Source organism: Paenibacillus sp. FSL H3-0457 (genome assembly GCF_037981725.1).
Taxonomy (GTDB): domain Bacteria; phylum Bacillota; class Bacilli; order Paenibacillales; family Paenibacillaceae; genus Paenibacillus; species Paenibacillus amylolyticus.
In genome coordinates this window covers 614,111-629,997 of sequence record NZ_CP150283.1, presented here as the reverse complement: position 1 = coordinate 629,997, position 15,887 = coordinate 614,111, and the positions used below count along the sequence as shown (strand labels likewise).

At 45.1% G+C, this 15,887-nt stretch carries 15 protein-coding genes; 6 read left to right on the top strand and 9 right to left on the bottom strand.

Going from position 1 to position 15,887, the window contains the following annotated elements; all coding sequences use genetic code 11:
* The first annotated feature begins 21 nt into the window (after nt 1–21).
* Nucleotides 22–675, top strand: a complete 654-nt coding sequence (locus MHH25_RS02925) for a phosphatase PAP2 family protein (protein ID WP_036607365.1) — start codon at nt 22–24, stop codon at nt 673–675.
* Nucleotides 676–679: 4 nt separating this feature from the next.
* On the opposite strand, the gene MHH25_RS02920 is transcribed toward MHH25_RS02925, so the two are convergent.
* The 6 genes from MHH25_RS02920 to MHH25_RS02895 form a co-directional block, all read right to left on the bottom strand.
* Nucleotides 680–2,191 (bottom strand): HD domain-containing phosphohydrolase, encoded by a 1,512-nt coding sequence (locus tag MHH25_RS02920; protein ID WP_036607368.1) that lies wholly within the window; start codon nt 2,189–2,191, stop codon nt 680–682.
* A 191-nt stretch (nt 2,192–2,382) separates the two neighbouring features.
* Nucleotides 2,383–3,366, bottom strand: coding sequence for an anti-sigma factor (locus MHH25_RS02915; protein WP_340019096.1), 984 nt, complete (start codon nt 3,364–3,366; stop codon nt 2,383–2,385).
* Nucleotides 3,363–3,959, bottom strand: coding sequence for a sigma-70 family RNA polymerase sigma factor (locus MHH25_RS02910; protein WP_036607374.1), 597 nt, complete (start codon nt 3,957–3,959; stop codon nt 3,363–3,365). Before MHH25_RS02910 ends, MHH25_RS02915 begins: the two co-directional genes overlap by 4 nt.
* 1,182 nt (nt 3,960–5,141) lie before the next feature.
* Entirely contained in the window at nt 5,142–5,453 is a 312-nt protein-coding gene (locus MHH25_RS02905) for a hypothetical protein (RefSeq protein ID WP_017690878.1), read from the bottom strand.
* Nucleotides 5,454–5,716: 263 nt separating this feature from the next.
* Entirely contained in the window at nt 5,717–5,824 is a 108-nt protein-coding gene (locus MHH25_RS02900; protein WP_017690879.1) for a hypothetical protein, read from the bottom strand.
* A 43-nt stretch (nt 5,825–5,867) separates the two neighbouring features.
* The gene (locus MHH25_RS02895) at nt 5,868–5,972 is read right to left on the bottom strand and encodes a hypothetical protein (protein ID WP_017690880.1); all 105 of its coding nucleotides are present in this window, start codon (nt 5,970–5,972) and stop codon (nt 5,868–5,870) included.
* A 345-nt stretch (nt 5,973–6,317) separates the two neighbouring features.
* Between MHH25_RS02895 and MHH25_RS02890 the strand changes: the two genes are divergently transcribed.
* Nucleotides 6,318–7,442, top strand: a complete 1,125-nt coding sequence (locus tag MHH25_RS02890) for a PsbP-related protein (protein WP_340019094.1) — start codon at nt 6,318–6,320, stop codon at nt 7,440–7,442.
* Between the two features lie 181 nt (nt 7,443–7,623).
* Here the strand turns inward: MHH25_RS02890 and MHH25_RS02885 are convergent, their stop codons facing one another.
* Nucleotides 7,624–7,950 carry an MTH1187 family thiamine-binding protein gene (locus MHH25_RS02885; RefSeq protein ID WP_017690882.1) on the bottom strand — a complete coding sequence of 109 codons (327 nt, stop codon included), beginning with the start codon at nt 7,948–7,950 and terminating at the stop codon, nt 7,624–7,626.
* A 773-nt stretch (nt 7,951–8,723) separates the two neighbouring features.
* On the opposite strand from MHH25_RS02885, the gene MHH25_RS02880 reads away from it, so the two are divergent.
* Both MHH25_RS02880 and MHH25_RS02875 read left to right on the top strand, forming a co-directional pair.
* Nucleotides 8,724–11,042, top strand: a complete 2,319-nt coding sequence (locus tag MHH25_RS02880) for a ribonucleoside-diphosphate reductase subunit alpha (RefSeq protein WP_047840293.1) — start codon at nt 8,724–8,726, stop codon at nt 11,040–11,042.
* Between the two features lie 369 nt (nt 11,043–11,411).
* Nucleotides 11,412–12,443 carry a ribonucleotide-diphosphate reductase subunit beta gene (locus MHH25_RS02875; protein ID WP_036607380.1) on the top strand — a complete coding sequence of 344 codons (1,032 nt, stop codon included), beginning with the start codon at nt 11,412–11,414 and terminating at the stop codon, nt 12,441–12,443.
* A gap of 108 nt (nt 12,444–12,551) precedes the next feature.
* Here the strand turns inward: MHH25_RS02875 and MHH25_RS02870 are convergent, their stop codons facing one another.
* Nucleotides 12,552–12,956, bottom strand: coding sequence for a DUF6516 family protein (locus MHH25_RS02870; protein ID WP_051449816.1), 405 nt, complete (start codon nt 12,954–12,956; stop codon nt 12,552–12,554).
* On the bottom strand, nt 12,931–13,638 hold the full coding sequence (locus tag MHH25_RS02865; protein ID WP_339196812.1) for a hypothetical protein: 708 nt from the start codon (nt 13,636–13,638) through the stop codon (nt 12,931–12,933). The genes MHH25_RS02870 and MHH25_RS02865 overlap by 26 nt, the downstream gene beginning before the upstream one ends.
* Nucleotides 13,639–13,850: 212 nt before the next feature.
* Here MHH25_RS02865 and MHH25_RS02860 point away from each other — a divergent pair, with 212 nt between their 5' ends.
* Nucleotides 13,851–14,825 carry an SMI1/KNR4 family protein gene (locus MHH25_RS02860; RefSeq protein WP_340019093.1) on the top strand — a complete coding sequence of 325 codons (975 nt, stop codon included), beginning with the start codon at nt 13,851–13,853 and terminating at the stop codon, nt 14,823–14,825.
* Nucleotides 14,826–14,846: 21 nt separating this feature from the next.
* Nucleotides 14,847–15,881, top strand: coding sequence for an aminoglycoside phosphotransferase family protein (locus MHH25_RS02855; RefSeq protein WP_076319488.1), 1,035 nt, complete (start codon nt 14,847–14,849; stop codon nt 15,879–15,881).
* Nucleotides 15,882–15,887: the final 6 nt, after the last annotated feature.

The following is a 15,887-nucleotide window of genomic DNA, read 5'->3' as shown; positions in this document are numbered from 1 at the left end:
GAATGAAAGGAGTAAGGTGTTGTGCAATTGTTAAAAAGCAAATCCTATTGGCTGTCATTGAGTTTAATGCTGTCTTTGGCCGTCATGGGGCTCTTCTATGATATTCTTAATAGTCCAGAACGCGGGTTCGTAGTGCTTGATTCGCCGCTCGACCGGATCATTCCCTACGTGCCTGGCATGTCCATTCCATATTTGGGCTGGTACCCGTTTGTATTCGGTGTGCTCGCTTACCTGTGTGCCAAAGATCGCCTGACGTATTACCGTGTCTTGTTATCCATGAATATCTGTGTCTGGATATGTTATCTGATCTACTTCAACTTTCAGACCATGGTACCGCGCCCGGAACTGACGGGTACAGGCCTGGGAGCATCTGTCCTCGGATGGCTCTATAGTCAGGATCGTCCTTATAATTGTTTTCCAAGTATTCATTCTCTTCACTCTTATCTGGTTATGCGTGCTGTTCTCTCGGTTCCAAGCATCCGCAAACCCATCAAGATTTTGGTGGCCGCCGGGGCAGCAACTATTATAGTATCCACGCTAATGATCAAACAACATGTAATCTATGACGCCTTGGGTGCGGTCATACTCGGCGAATGTGTTCTCACCATCATAACAGGCCTCGCTCTTCACCGGAGACGCAGAAAAGAATCGAAGTGGACAGAGGGGATCAGCTGATCCCTCACTTCGATGGTTTCTGAAGATGCTGTTGTCGTCTCCATTCATCAATAAACAAACCTGCAAAATAGGGGTCCCATTGGGTCCCTTTTCCTTCTTCCAAAATCGTTAGCGCTTTCTCATGACTCATCCCATTCCGGTATGGTCGATCAGACGTCATGGCATCAAAGGCATCCGCTACCGCAATGATGCGGCCAAATAGCGGAATCTCATCGCCTGCCATCCCATCCGGATACCCTTTGCCATCATATCTCTCATGGTGAGATCGTACACCAGGCAGAAAGTCAGCCATGGCATCAATGGGTTCTATCTGGAGCAGAATACTCTCTCCCTGCACGGGATGTGTCTGAATAATTGCGAATTCTTCATCGCTTAGTTTTCCATCCTTCAGCAACACCTCATCAGGTATGCCGATTTTCCCGATATCATGAAGCAGGGCTGATTTGTACAATAAATCCGCCTGTTCCTCACTCATTCCGCTCAGCTTACCAATCATCAGCGAATACTCTGCCACACGCATGGAATGTCCTGCCGTGTACTTATCTCGGGCATCTAAAGCAGCAGCCAGCGTAGAAAAATAACTTTGCAACAGCTGTCGATTGCGTTCCTGTCTCATCTCCAGCCGATTAATCATCATATTAAAACCGGAGATCAGTGCCGAAAACTCATCCGCATATAGATCCGGAGCTCGTCTGCCAAGATCTCCCCCCTGAATTCGGTTCATCTCATGCGTCAGTTCAGCAACTGGATCACGAACATCACGAATCAACAGCCAGCTTCCCACCAGCGCAAACCCCGCGCCCAGAACAACGATGAGAATTCCCCACAGTATGTACTCTTTCGCAAATTCACTGTCCATATACTGAAGTCTGATATATGTAGCCAGGAAAAATAGAAATAGAGGAAATAAGCCAATCAGTGCCGTACTTAGCTGAAATTTACGCTGGATCGATACCAGGATTCGCCCTCCCAGTGAAGGTTCCATCCCGTATTGGACTTTGCCTCGATGTCGAATCTCAAGTAACAGGGGTCTAATCGCCCGCACCGTTAAGTAATACTCAATCAGCGCATGCATGATGGCAATCAGAAAGGCACACGCAGCGGCCACGACAGTATAGAAGTAAGGAAATTCAAGCCACCCTGTGGATATCATCCATAATGTTAATCCGGCTGCCGGAAGTGAGAAACCAAGCATGTGCGGACCCATGATCCGATATATGGTCTGTCCCGGAAAACGATGAATTTTCTCATACATGTGGTTCAATTCGTCTCTCTCGTGATGCTCGGAAGTGAAAAATTGTCTTATGGGGCCTAGCTGCACCCACAGCGTAATTAATTCTGCAACCAGCATGAACAAGAGTGAAATCAGTACAATGAAGATGAGCCGAACAAATTGAATATTGGGTATTTGCAGAGTAGATACCATAACTACTGTACCGACAACAAAAACAGCTGCCAGTGAACCGATCAGATAATTGCGTATCAGGCGAAAGATAAATGAACGGTATGCTTCCAACTGAACCCCTCACTCTCTATGTGCAACCAGTTCTCCCTTGAGATACAGGGAGATTAAGGGTATTGCCTTCTATTTGTTTATCGGTTGCTCCGACAAAAAAAATTAATAAAATCCAATGGATGGGCATCAGAACTGGAAAACACAAAAAGGCTGCTCCACGACGGAGCAGCCTTTGGTGATATATCCTATATTTATCCTTTAATCTTGGCAGCCAGAATCATTGTACCGCGCGGCTCATCTCCCATTGCATCCGGTTCAAGCGTGATGGCAACCGTATCATAGTCGTTGGCCGAATCCAATGTGTAGTATACTGCTCCCGTTCCGTCACGACTAAGGAAAGTACCCGCATTCTGAGGGGTATCTCCTTTGATCAACCAGACCTGAAAAGCCTCGTTGCCTTCCAGGTTCGGCAGGTTCTCAGCCTGCACAACCAGGTGAGTGCCTTTGCTGTCAATAACGATGGTTGCGAGACCCTGAGCTACAATGTCCTGCGTTGCAGGATTCAGCTTCACTGCCTCGCCAGTCTGCATGCCCTGTGCGGGCTTCAGAGCTGATGCCAGCTGCTCTTGCAGCTGTGCATTCTGCGCCTGTGCCTGCACCAGTTGCTCTTGCGTAGCCGACGAGCCCGCCGCTTGCTGCGTCAGCGAGTCGATCTGGCTTCGCAGCTGCGCCGTGTACACGCCCAGTAACAGTGCCGCGGCCGCAAGGGCGGCACTGGCTATGCGCCAGGCGCTGCTGATGCGCGCACGCGCGTGCGCTTGTGGCTGCCATGGCTGTGCCTGGGCAGCCTCTTCCACCCGGGCCGCAGGCACCGCCGTTACCGGCGGCAAGCCTGGCCCGGGCTGCGCCGCACGTTTGTGCTGCGGCGCAAGATCCTCCTGAAGCACCACGGGTGCTTCAGGCTCTGCAGGAGTAGCCGCTGGCTTCGCCTCGGCGCTCTCCTGCACATGTCCGAGCACGTTGCCCAGCACACGTGCTCGCATGCCTTGCGGCGGTGCTACAGGTTCCGCCGCAAGTGGCAGGAAGCCAGTCACTTCCTGCAATTCCCTTACCTCCTGGCGGCAAGGTTCGCAAGTTGCCATATGCGCTTCAAACGCCGCCACTTCCTCTGCTTCCAGTCCGCCCAGCACATACATCGGTGCCAGATCAGACCACTCCTCATGTCGTTCTATCATGGATGTATGCCCTCCCTTCCCGCGTCCGGATGCAATTCAGCATCGGCCAGCAACTTTTGGAGCTGTCGCATGGCAAGCCTGACACGGCTCTTTACTGTACCCAACGGAATCCCGAATCGGCTGGATACTTCCTGCTGGGTTAATCCCGCATAATAAATCGATTCTATAACTTGTTGCTGATCACCGTTTAATTGGGACAACGCCTCTTTAATCCGGGTACCTTCCCATTTACGCTGCACTTCTTCTTCCGTATTCGTATGTTCATCGGCATAGGCAGCCAGTGTCTCGTGTTCAACTGAAGTAGTCGCTGCCCCTTTTGATTTCCGCCTCAGCATGTCCACTGCAATGTTACGCGTAATCGCAAACATCCATGTGGTCAGCTTCCCCTGTGAGGCATCGTAACGTTCGGCATTATTCCAGACCCGCATAAAAAGTTCCTGAACGGTCTCTTCTGCCGTCATGGGATCACCAACGATCCGGTAGGCAAAAGAATACACCGCTCGCTCATAACGGTCATATAAAAGCTCCAGTGCGGAGGCATCACGTTCCGCGATCTGCCGCATTAACCTGCTGTCCTCCATCGATTCAGTCATGCGAGGGCCCCTTTCTGTTTCTTCCCTCTTATTATAACCTACGCAGAATCTTTTGAAGAGGATTACCCCTATGAAGAAATAGTTTGAAAAATTTTCTGTATCTTTTCAAACTAACCTTTCACTTTCTAACAAAAAAACAGTCCGAAAACATATGGCCCTGGTCGCGCTTTCCTTTTTATTGCAGAAAATTACAACCTGTGGTATACTATAAGAGTTGTATTAAACAACCTCATATGATTTCTGTCTTCTTTAAACCCCGGAATATTTTCTTCATGCTGCGACCGCAGCGAATTTTAAGCACATTTAACCTATGAAGATTGAAGAACCTGAATCACAATAACCCGGTAGTACAGAGTTTCACAAGATGTTCCCATTCACACTGGCGCGGTCATCGGAGCCGCAAGGACAAAAGAGAGGTAGGGCTTTTGTTGTTTTGGATATCACTTATTCTTGAGAAGATTGAAAACATACACAAAGCACCCGGAATTGGGTTCCGGGTGTTTATCCATGTCTACATATCCAATTTAGCAACACCTACAGAACCATCGGCCTCCCCATCATTAAAGAAAGTCTTCTTTCCACTTATCAGACTAACCAGATAAATTCGGCTCTGCTTTTAAAACTTTTCCATTCTCCCACTGACTGCACTCCTCGATACTTACTTCTTACTTCTTACTTCTTACTTCTTACTTCTTACTTCTTACTTCTTACTTCTTACTTCTTACTTCTTACTTCTTACTTCTCCAATTGTGCAAATAACTTCGGCCTCTAAAGCAAATGTTTACGCTCACCAGACGCTAACGAATCCTGCACACCTTATATTGGGGATTTCTGTGCTATGTAAAATTTAACGAATCTCAGCCACGTTAATCCATGCCACTTCATGAATATAGGCTCCAAACATGCCCAGATTCAGATAATAAGACGTCTACGATTCGTTAAACTTGTGAAATGGCAAAAATGCATGGAATAGCGTCTGTGGAGTTCGTTAAAGAAAGTAATCCCAACGCTCCTTCACTTAATTCTAATAAAAAAAGGGACACCGCAGGATGAAATCCTACGCTGTCCCGCTCTGAATCATAGGTACGTTATGCCTTAACATGGAACTCAAACTCGGAGTTTATTTAGAGCACCTATCGCAACGATCCACGATCAGCAAAGTCTCCTTGCACTCACAAATACTTAGATAAACATCGTTTTGGAGATGATGACCAGCAAGATAAACAGTACGAGGATCGTACCCATGGAACCCCAGCTTCCGCCGCCATGACCATAGGATACTCCACAACCCTGTTGATAACCGTGCATCATTGGAGCCTGATTGGCATGGTGTCCGTATCCATAGCCATATCCCATTGGCATTGTTCCACAACCATATCCATACCCATGCATTTCATGACCTGTGTATTGGTATCCTTGCATATGCTCATAACCTCCCATATGTCCGTATACGTGTCCCTGTCCGTTCGGTGAATTCGGTTTTACTTCGCTCATTGTTCATTCCTCCTTAACATTTGCCTACACCCCTAAGCTATGTATTCAGCCTACCTCTGGACCGGGCTATCGCCCTCATTTTGACAAAATGGGCGTTTAGCCATGAGGTACCTTCCCCATTTTCGAAGCATACGCCATCTTTCCATTTCTTGAATTCCACCAAATCTTCCGTTTAACCACAAGCTATCTTATCTCCCTGGTTCTCCACCATGCTTGTCCTCTAGAAAAAAAACCCCACCGGTTGCCCGGCAGAGCTCGCCATATTATACCCAGAAAGATTTAGTGATGATTACGAGAAGAATGAACAGAACCAGGATTGCTCCAGTCGATGTCCAGCCGCCGTATCCTACGCCTTCAACTACGTTGCTCATGCAGAACCCTCCTTTACAAATATATTAGGGTCCAAGCGGTTTATTAGATCAAGAATGCTTTAGAGATGATGACCAACAAGATAAAGAGAACCAAGATCGCGCCAGTCGATGTCCATGCGCCGCCGTATCCACCTACTACTCCACTCATGTAAACCCCTCCTTTGATTTGAGGTACAGTTCACTATATGCACCAATCACACATGGGACCGGGCTCAGGTCGAAAATGGGCTCACGGTTATATCAACCAAATGTATGTACTATCGCTCAAAATGGATACCCATACGGTATATTATTAGCTTTTAACTTGTTAAATACAGATAAATCACCTTTTTAGTAATTATGAATACTGAAATCTTTATTTATGTTATTATTTTACTAATAAAATAGAAAGGAGTTTCCATCCCCGCCACCTAAACTAGATTATCCCAAACGAAATGATGACCTTAGAAAAAATCCCAACCGATGGGAAGCACATTAGGAGAAATTAGACATAATGAAGAAACTTATTACGATTTTGGCATTAACCACATTGCTTACTGCTTGTGGTAATTCAGAAACAAACACAACAACCAATAGCCAAACGTCCGAAGCATCCAAGGCAACTGAAACTGTCTCAACAGAAGCAAAAGCTACGAAATACACTACATATAGTGGAGAAGGATTTTCTTTTGCATATCCTGAATCCTGGAAAAGCGTAGATACAAGTCAAATGAATGCTCCATCCATTAAAGCTGCTTTTTCAGACCAATCTTCATCAGTCACATTTGCAGATAATATGAATCTGACGATTGAGGCCAGCTCAACCGGTTCAATTAATCCTGAAGAATACGCCAATAATATAGTGGATTATTACACACAAAGCGGTTCAAGCATCGGCATTTCCGATTATAAAAAAACCAGCTACACAAACAAACCTTATAAAGAATATAGCGCTGGTATCTTGGAAGGAGCCTATAAGCATTCCTCGGGTACAGATGTTATCCTTGTGCAGTATCTGATTCCGACCAATACAGAACTCTATACCATGACGTTAACCTACGCCAAGGATACTTATAATCAGGATGAGATCAAAGATATCCTTGATTCTCTAAGCATTACTGCTTCTCTGGAGCAAACAGCACCAACTGCAACAACTGGAAATTCATCTGTTACGGCATCAGCTGCGGATTTCTTTAATGAGTTAACTCCGTACATTACAGAAGACACAGCCTTTATGGAGCAGGCATCTTATGATTTCTTTGGTAAACATAACGATGTATTCCCTGCCATTACGGCAGAACTAAGCAAAAAGGTACAGGGGCTCGTTGACTCAAATGTAACGACCCGCCATCTGAATAAAAATTTAGCCAACTATTACAATACTTTCGTACAAGTTAACGGGGAAGTCATTTCCGTTGAAGAAGATAGCTCTCTCGGAGCAACTTTCTCTATCGTTCATGTCATGGATGAGAACGGAAACGATATTATAGCGTTATATCCTGCAACGACTGGAGATTTGCTTGATGGTGATTATGCCACGGTTATCGGTGCTCCAATTACCAACTTCTCTTTTGAAAATGTTGGTGGTGGTTACACCAACGCCACTTTGATTGGAGCCTCATTGGTAGTTGCAGATTAATTAAAATGTTAAATGAGTATACAAAAAGACCAGCTTAATGAACGTTAAGCTGGTCTTTTTGTCTTTCAGTTTATAGATATCAGAAATTCACGTTAACTACACAGAAAGACACAATCTAACCTTTAATTAACGACTTATAACATACCGAATAACCGTATATACGGATGTTTACACTAATCCATTAATTAGGTCTTGCCTGAAGTGACGTCAGTTTATCCTGAACCGATTGTAACTTCTGTATACTTGAGGCATCCGGTTTATCACGACGGTCGTCAATTTTGACGGATGTGGAAACACGCTGAGCTCCTGACAAAAACGGTGCTTCATGCAGAGCCGCAATTGCTGTAAAGATCTCGTTAAGCGGTCCCTCAATAATGGTGCTCATGGAAGTTAACTGATATGTAATGCCCCGTTGATGTTCCAATACCTTTTGCATGTCCGCCACATAACTGCTTAGACTGGTTGTACCCGTTCCGATTGGAATTACAGTCACTTCTGCTATTGCCATTTTGCTCCGCCTCCTCTGGGCCCCGTGAACAACCGCTGCCGCTAATTTTAGTCGATTTTTGACTATTTTTATTCTACCAGTTGAATGCGTTACAATTCAAACTGACGTGAAGACGTCATTCAAATTGGCCAAAAAATTTTTTTGATAAATCTTCAAATCTTCCAGTCCTTTTCCTTTGCGGATTCCTGGCTTAAATGGTATACTCGGAATTACGTTTTACTGTATCGGCCCACTTTACAAACACAATATGTTGGGTTACAGTATGTTGACAGCTACAAAATGTAGTAACACTAGATTTCTCCGCTTCTATTAGTCACCTTCTGCATTCTCGCGAAAAACAGGATGAAATCACCTCCAAAGGCACGTCCCTGTAGGTGTAAATCGCTTTCTCGAAACAGAGTTGACATGGAGGTTAACGGGGCTGTTTGGACTGCATCCGGTATCCTCAAACTACAGGCACATCTGCAATAGACCAAAGCTTACATAAGCACCCTTTTCTGTCGATATCCAGAACTTCTAAGACAGTAAGGAAGCCAGAGCATCCATGGGCATTTTCAGCCGCGAGGCGGGAGAATGCTTTTTATATGAGCATGTTCTGCATTGTGCTGTTTTGTGCTCCGCAAGTTGAGCGATTTAAGACATGAACTTGTCACCGCCGTTTCAGTCTGCCAAAAGCAACCTTTACCTTTTTCTCACCGTAAGACAACACTCAATTCTTTATATAAAGAATTTCTCCAATTTATCTCTTTAACATGCGAAAGCGAGGAATATTCATGCCACAAGTTGTGACCAAGCCGAACAACCGCCAGCTTGCCTTTGATGATATGCGCATCTCGGTATATGCCGACCGTACTTTGGAAGGACTGGAAATGCTGGACAAGGAACGTCTTGTACGTGGGGTAAACAGCAAGCTCCGCCGTGATGAAGTTACCGGAGACGAAATCAGCAACGCTTTTATCATGAGCGCACTGGAACTGGTAACTAAAGAGGAGCCTAATTGGAAATTTGCAGCGGCACGCTCCCTGCTCACTTCCCTTTACAAAAAAGCGGCTACCAACCGCAGATACAAGTCTTACCCGGACGAGCCTTATGGCGCATTCCACCCTCTTCTTGTAGATCTCGTGAAGAAAGGTATCTACCGCGAAGAATTGCTGGAATGTTACACCAAGGAACAGATCGACGAACTTGCTGAGTGCATTGACTATCGCAACGATCTGCTCTTCGATTACATCGGCTTGCTCACACTGGCAGAGCGTTACCTCGCACACGATTTTGATGGAAAAGTAATGGAACTGCCACAAGAGCGTTATATGGTTATCGCCATGTTCCTAATGCACCAAGAGCCTGCCGAGAAACGTATGGATCTCGTCAAGGAAGCATACTGGGCAATGAGCAACATGTACATGACCGCAGCTACTCCTACGATGTCCAATGCAGGTAAAAAAGTAGCCGGTCAGCTCTCCAGCTGCTTCATTGATACGGTGGACGACTCACTCGAAGGTATCTTCGATTCCAACACGGATGTAGCTCGTCTGAGCAAAATGGGTGGCGGCATCGGCGTTTACCTCGGCAAAGTCAGAGCTCGTGGTTCGGATATCCGTGGTCACCAAAATACAAGTTCCGGTGTAATCCCTTGGATTCGCCAACTGAACAATACAGCGGTCAGCGTAGACCAGCTCGGTACGCGTAAAGGTGCCATTGCCGTGTACCTAGACGTTTTCCACAAAGACATTCTGGCCTTCCTCGATCTGAAGCTGAACAACGGCGACGAGCGTATGCGTGCGCATGACGTATTCCACGGCATCTGTCTGCCTGACTTGTTCATGGAGCGGGTATCCACTCGCGGCGAATGGAGCCTGTTCTGTCCGCACGAAACAAAGAAAGTGATGGGCTGGAAGGACGAGAATGGTCGTGCACTCGGACTGGAAGATTTCTATGATGAGTCCTTTGGCGAAGGTGCGTTCCGTGATAAATACGAAGAAGCGGTGAATCACCCACTGCTGTCCCGGATTACAGTACAGGCGATTGACATCATGAAGCGTGTACTGAAATCCCAACTGGAGACAGGTACGCCATACATGTTCTACCGCGATACGGTTAACCGCTCGAATCCTAACCGTGCACACGGTATGGTATACTCCTCCAACCTGTGTACCGAAATTATGCAGAACCAGTCTGCCACTGTGATTGAAAAGGAAGAACTCGTAACCAAGGATGGACAAACTCGCATCGTGATTTCCAAAGTGCCTGGCGACTTTGTTGTCTGCAACCTGAACTCCATCCATCTGGCACGTGCTATACCTCATAATGTATTGGAGCGTCTCGTTCCAATTCAGGTGCGCATGCTGGACAACGTTATCGACATTAACAACATTGAAGTGTTGCAAGCCCAATATACCAACAGCCAATATCGCGCAGTCGGTCTGGGAACGTTTGGACTTCACCACCTGCTTGCTCTCGAAGGCATTCATTGGGAGTCTGAAGAAGCGGTAACGTATAACGATAATCTGTATGAAAAAATTAACTATCTGCTCGTAAAATCCAGTATGGAGCTGTCCAAAGAAAAAGGACATTATCCGAAATTCAAAGGTTCCGATTGGGAAAGTGGTCATTACTTCGACCAACGCGAGTACACATCAGGTGAGCGCGTAGGCGAGTTCGTGACAACCGAACAGTGGAAAGAACTGCAAGCCGAAGTACGACAAAACGGTGTACGTAATGCTTGGTTGTTCGCCATTGCACCTAACGGTTCCACGTCCATTATTGCCGGTTCAACGGCTAGTATTGATCCGCTCTATGAGCTGTTATCTTATGAAGAGAAAACAACTTACAAAATTGCCAATCCGGCTCCGGATCTGTCCGAAAAAACAAGCCCTTATTACCAAACGGCGTTCCAGGTGGACCAACATGCTTCCATTAATATGGCGGCTGCCCGTCAGCGCCACGTCGATCAGGGACAAAGTTTCAACTTCTATGTTCGACCAGATATCAAAGCAACAGAATTCCTGGAATTGCATCTGCACGCCTGGAGAGCCGGCATGAAATCAACTTATTATGTTCGTAGCCGGGCATTAACAATTGAAGAATCTTGATTTTTGCGCAATTTACGCTTTATCCATGATAGAGAAGATTTACTAGATTCGAGGTGACCACCAGGGCATCCTGTTTTGATTGCAAAATGGCGTTGCCCTGGTTCTTTTTTGCCTAAAAAAACGATCACAGCATCGCAAGATGTTGATATAGATGCCACATTATACAACCCTAATATATATAAAAGAATTAATGATTACACGATAACGAAGAGGACAGAACAAAGCTGAAGAAGCGGAGCGCTCGCCTTTATCACCGGATTTTCCTCTTTAAAAGAGGGAATCAAAAAAATCAGGGGATAACAGCGATCGGAAGGTTGTTCTGTCATCGTAGTTATACAGTGTAAATTCATTCAAGGAGTGAACGGAACAATGCAAGTACAGAAAATTTTTAACACCGAAGCCCCTAACCAATCAACCCGTATTATTGAAGGTGAATGCTCCGGTATCCTGAACTGGAACGACATTCGCATGCCTCATATGTACAAATTGTACAAAGTACTGCTGCTCAACCACTGGATTGCAGACGAGATTCCAATGTCCAAAGATGCTTCCCAGTTTGCTCAACTGGATGAGGAAGAGCAACGTACGTTTAAAATCAACATCTCCCTGCTCGCGGTACTTGATTCTATGCAAACGATGTTTGTTGGTGATGTAAAACGTTACTTTACCGATTCTTCACTCGAAGCGATCTCGGCCATTATCGGACAACAGGAAGTCGTTCATAACCAATCGTACTCTTACGTCCTGTCTTCGATCGTATCTGATCGGGAGCAAAAGGAAATTTTCGAATACTGGAAACATGATCCAGTCCTGCTTGACCGTAACCGTTTCATCGCAGATATTTACCAAACATTCCGGGACGAGCCGTCTCCACAGACGTTCTTCCAGGCCATGGTAGCCGATCTGGTACTCGAAGGTATCTTCTTCTATAGTACGTTTGCCTTCTTCTACAACCTGGCCCGTGACCAGAAAATGATGGCAACCAGCCAGATGATCTCGTATATCCAGCGGGATGAAAACCAACACTGTTACTTCTTCGCTGAAGTGTACAAACAGTTGCTGGTGGACTTCCCTGAACTGAACACACCTGAGAACATGGACTACGTATACACAACCATCCATCGTGCTGTTGAGCTTGAAACCAACTGGGCACATTACACACTCAGCAACGTGCGCGGTATTGACCTGAACGAGTTGGAAGATTACATCAAGTACATCGCCAACAAACGTCTGCGTCTGATGGGTATGGAAAAAGCATATGAAGGTGTGGATGTAAACTGCATGCCTTGGATCAAACCATTCTCCGATGAAGCTCTGAATGCAACCAAAACAGACTTCTTCGAAGCTAAATCCCGTAACTACGGTAAAGTTGGCGACGATAACGGATTTGACGATTTGTAATAAAGAATAGATTATAAAAACAACACTCCCTGAACTGTGGCTATCATGCCTAAGTTCAGGGAGTGTTGTTTAATTCGTATGTACAAACATCATATCAGCGTTGAACTATTATAATTTAATAGAGATATTTCTTAATCTAATAAATTCAAGAATCGTATATAATTCTTGAAATTTTTCATTATTCAATCTTCTCTCATTTACCGTATGAATATGAAACGGGTCATACATCGTAATATTAGCAGGTGTTTCATCAGGATGATAATGAGCATGGAATTTCATAATCAACTCTTTTTGATCATCATACCAATCATACCAATATAACTCGATGAATCCCCCGTTTCGATCTATCTCCTCTACACAGTACATCTTCGATAAATCATTAAAGACAATTGTTTTACGAATAGTTCTAGCACTGCTTGGAAGACCCTGGGCACCATCTCGAATCTCCATAATAATATCTGAAAAATCATTCTCAATAAAACGAAAATTACTTTTCGGTATCTTTAAAGCCAAGACGCTGCCTCCCCAAATGGTGTTTCCAAACTTGTGCATCGGTTTCTTCTTCAGGTGTTAAGTTCAATTTAGTTCCGAGTGTCCGTTCGAATTCCCCTTTGTATTTATCTTCATATAAGGCAATTTGCCCTGTGTGGTAATCCAGGTCACTAACTTCTATTGTGGATTGGCGTTCTGCCTCTTCCTTTTTCCACATAGTCACAATCTCTTTAATCGTCGTTCTCTTACCTGATCCATACACATATGTAGTATTGTCTGGGATGAGATTATGTTTGTTGGACCCGGCTCTTTGAATTCCCATAAAACGGCCTTGATCAATCCAGTTAAAAATCGTCGTAATACTCACTCCAAAAAATACAGATAATTCTTTAGGAGTATAAGAACGTACAGCTTCAATAGAAGGAACACCACTGTCTGTAATACCTGTCGGTACATCCACTGCTTGACTTAACGCATGTTTGAGAAGAGTAACATACTTTTCTCTAAAAATATCAGCATCTTCAAAGATAGATTCATCCAGATTACGAACAAATTCAGCATTATTTTTGACTGCAAATGCCAGCACTTTGAACAGTAAAATACTATTATCCGAATTACTCAAGCTCTGAACTAACTCAGAAGCAATCTCATCCGTGTTCTGACTAAATATATTCTTCTCAACTCTTGTGATTCCCATATCCATCTCACCTCACACTCCTAGTATAGGATAGTAAAGTTTAACTTTCAATATCATACTTAAACAAAGTTAAACACAACTTAAACTTTATAGATTAAACTTAAAGCATACTTAAACAGTATGCTACGAAGAGCTTGATTTATACATTCTCCAACCAACACATACTTATTATATAATGAAAGAGATTCATACCCCTCCTACGGAAGTGAGGCCTATTCATGGAAAGAAAACTGCTGGATCAAATCAACTTGTGGCATGAGCAGGACCAATTCAGTCTCATTATTGAACATATTGAACGAATCCCCGTCTCAGAGCGGGATTATGATCTGATTGGTCAACTCGCCAGAGTCTATAACAATGACGCACGTTACCGCGAAGCCATTCAACATTTGTTGTCTGTCCAGGAGCGTGGAGTAAACGACCCGCTCTGGCAATACCGTTTGGGTTATGCATACTGTCATATAGCGAGTTATGAACAGGCATTACTGGCTTTTGAGAGAGCTGATGAACTTCTGCCCCATGATGAATCTACCCTTGAATTCCTTCGCGAGATTCGTCCCGAAGCGGACAAGATGCGTCAAGATCGCCAGCGTCATGAAGAGGAGCTTGCCGCATTCGAGCAGAGCGGTATACAGAACCATCTAAGAGCCGCTTCAGGGACTTATGATCCCGCAACGTTCTGGGTACAGAGTGATTATGCCCAGGAAAATCATGTATCAGAACCTTTTGATGAAGAAGAGATTTTGACTATTGAGAAGGAATTGGGTTACAAGCTGCCCGCTTCCTATATTCAACTGATGAATACGCAAAACGGCGGTATCCCTACGCTCACTGTATTTCCCACCAAAGAAGCTACTTCCTGGGCTGAGGATCACATTTCCATTTCAAGCATTATGGGAATTGGACACGATAAAATATACGCACTCGCTGGTGAGCTGGGAAGTCGGTTCATGATCGAAGATTGGGGATACCCCGACCTGGGGATTGTGATCTGTGATTGTCCATCCGCTGGTCATGATGTTGTTATGCTGGATTATCGCTTCTGCGGCCCTGAAGGTGAACCCTGTGTAGTTCATGTCGATCAGGAAAATGATTATGAGATTACATATCTTGCGCCGAATTTTGAAGCTTTCATCCGTGGATTGGTCGATGAGGATACGTATGACCTGTCTGACGAAGAGAATGAGGACTAACACCCAGGAGGGTCTGGCCATATGACAACCCGTATATATTTTGGTTCCAATCAACTTGGCGAAGTGGCCGCAGTTTTATTACAGGATGCGCTGAATGAGCTTGACCTGGGAACTCTTGAAGATTATCGACGAACGGATAAAGGTGTTATGGGTCAGACACTACTCATTCGCTCTTCCCGTGGAGAGTATATTCTAAAAGGCAATCCTTTATATGCAGGACAGTTACAGGAAGAAAAGTTCTTTGTAGAACAACTGGCAAAACATACGTCCATTCCTGTCCCTGATCCATATTTATTACATGAAGATACCCATCTGCTAGGCTGGAGTTATGCCATAATGCCACGCCTGCCCGGGAATCACCTGTATGATCCAGCATTCCAGGCTTCGCTGTCACAGCAAGATCAGGAAGAGATTGCCTGTATGTTTGCCCATACTTTGGCTGAACTGCATCGCTGGAAGGTGCCTGATGCCGGGGAATATGATCCTGTAGCGCAGCAGATTGTTTCCTTTGCAGGCGATTATCTGGACTGGTTGTACGGAACCATTCGTCACTGGTTACATGATGCTGAACAGTACTCGGTGATTACGGATGAAGATGTTCAGTGGGTGGACGAGCAATTCAAGAATGCTGAACCGGCATTTCGGTCCAGGGCTGTTCCGTGTTTTGTTATGGGAGACTTCAAGGTCGAGAATATTCTGATACAAAATCTGGACGACCGTTCTTCAGGGTGGCAGATTAGTGGTCTGTTCGATTTTACAACCGCCTATTTCGGAGACGGTACAGCCGACCTAACCAAAATATCCACCAGGTATGTTCGTGAGGGTCAACCAGAACTGGCCGCACAGTTCCTTCGCTGCTACCGGGATCTGGTCTGTGCAACAGATGCGGAGAAATGCCAACACTTCCGCACACGTCTCAGCATGCATCTGCTCTATCAACGTATCTTGTGGTGGGGGGAAGCCAAAGCGACAGGACAAGTGACGTGGGCAGCCGACCTGCCTTTTGCACAGTGGGCGCAGCAGTCCATCAATTCGATTGTCGCATTGTTAGATTAGTAGAAT

What these genes read in the sequence shown, in the direction of transcription:
- MHH25_RS02915 (WP_340019096.1), bottom strand. Translation starts at nt 3,366, where the DNA reads ATGATAGAACGACATGAGGAGTGGTCTGATCTGGCACCGATGTATGTG.
- MHH25_RS02910 (WP_036607374.1), bottom strand. Translation starts at nt 3,959, where the DNA reads ATGACTGAATCGATGGAGGACAGCAGGTTAATGCGGCAGATCGCGGAA.
- MHH25_RS02905 (WP_017690878.1), bottom strand. Translation starts at nt 5,453, where the DNA reads ATGAGCGAAGTAAAACCGAATTCACCGAACGGACAGGGACACGTATAC.
- MHH25_RS02900 (WP_017690879.1), bottom strand. Translation starts at nt 5,824, where the DNA reads ATGAGCAACGTAGTTGAAGGCGTAGGATACGGCGGCTGGACATCGACT.
- MHH25_RS02895 (WP_017690880.1), bottom strand. Translation starts at nt 5,972, where the DNA reads ATGAGTGGAGTAGTAGGTGGATACGGCGGCGCATGGACATCGACTGGC.
- MHH25_RS02890 (WP_340019094.1), top strand. Translation starts at nt 6,318, where the DNA reads ATGAAGAAACTTATTACGATTTTGGCATTAACCACATTGCTTACTGCT.
- MHH25_RS02885 (WP_017690882.1), bottom strand. Translation starts at nt 7,950, where the DNA reads ATGGCAATAGCAGAAGTGACTGTAATTCCAATCGGAACGGGTACAACC.
- MHH25_RS02880 (WP_047840293.1), top strand. Translation starts at nt 8,724, where the DNA reads ATGCCACAAGTTGTGACCAAGCCGAACAACCGCCAGCTTGCCTTTGAT.
- MHH25_RS02875 (WP_036607380.1), top strand. Translation starts at nt 11,412, where the DNA reads ATGCAAGTACAGAAAATTTTTAACACCGAAGCCCCTAACCAATCAACC.
- MHH25_RS02865 (WP_339196812.1), bottom strand. Translation starts at nt 13,638, where the DNA reads ATGGATATGGGAATCACAAGAGTTGAGAAGAATATATTTAGTCAGAAC.
- MHH25_RS02860 (WP_340019093.1), top strand. Translation starts at nt 13,851, where the DNA reads ATGGAAAGAAAACTGCTGGATCAAATCAACTTGTGGCATGAGCAGGAC.
- MHH25_RS02855 (WP_076319488.1), top strand. Translation starts at nt 14,847, where the DNA reads ATGACAACCCGTATATATTTTGGTTCCAATCAACTTGGCGAAGTGGCC.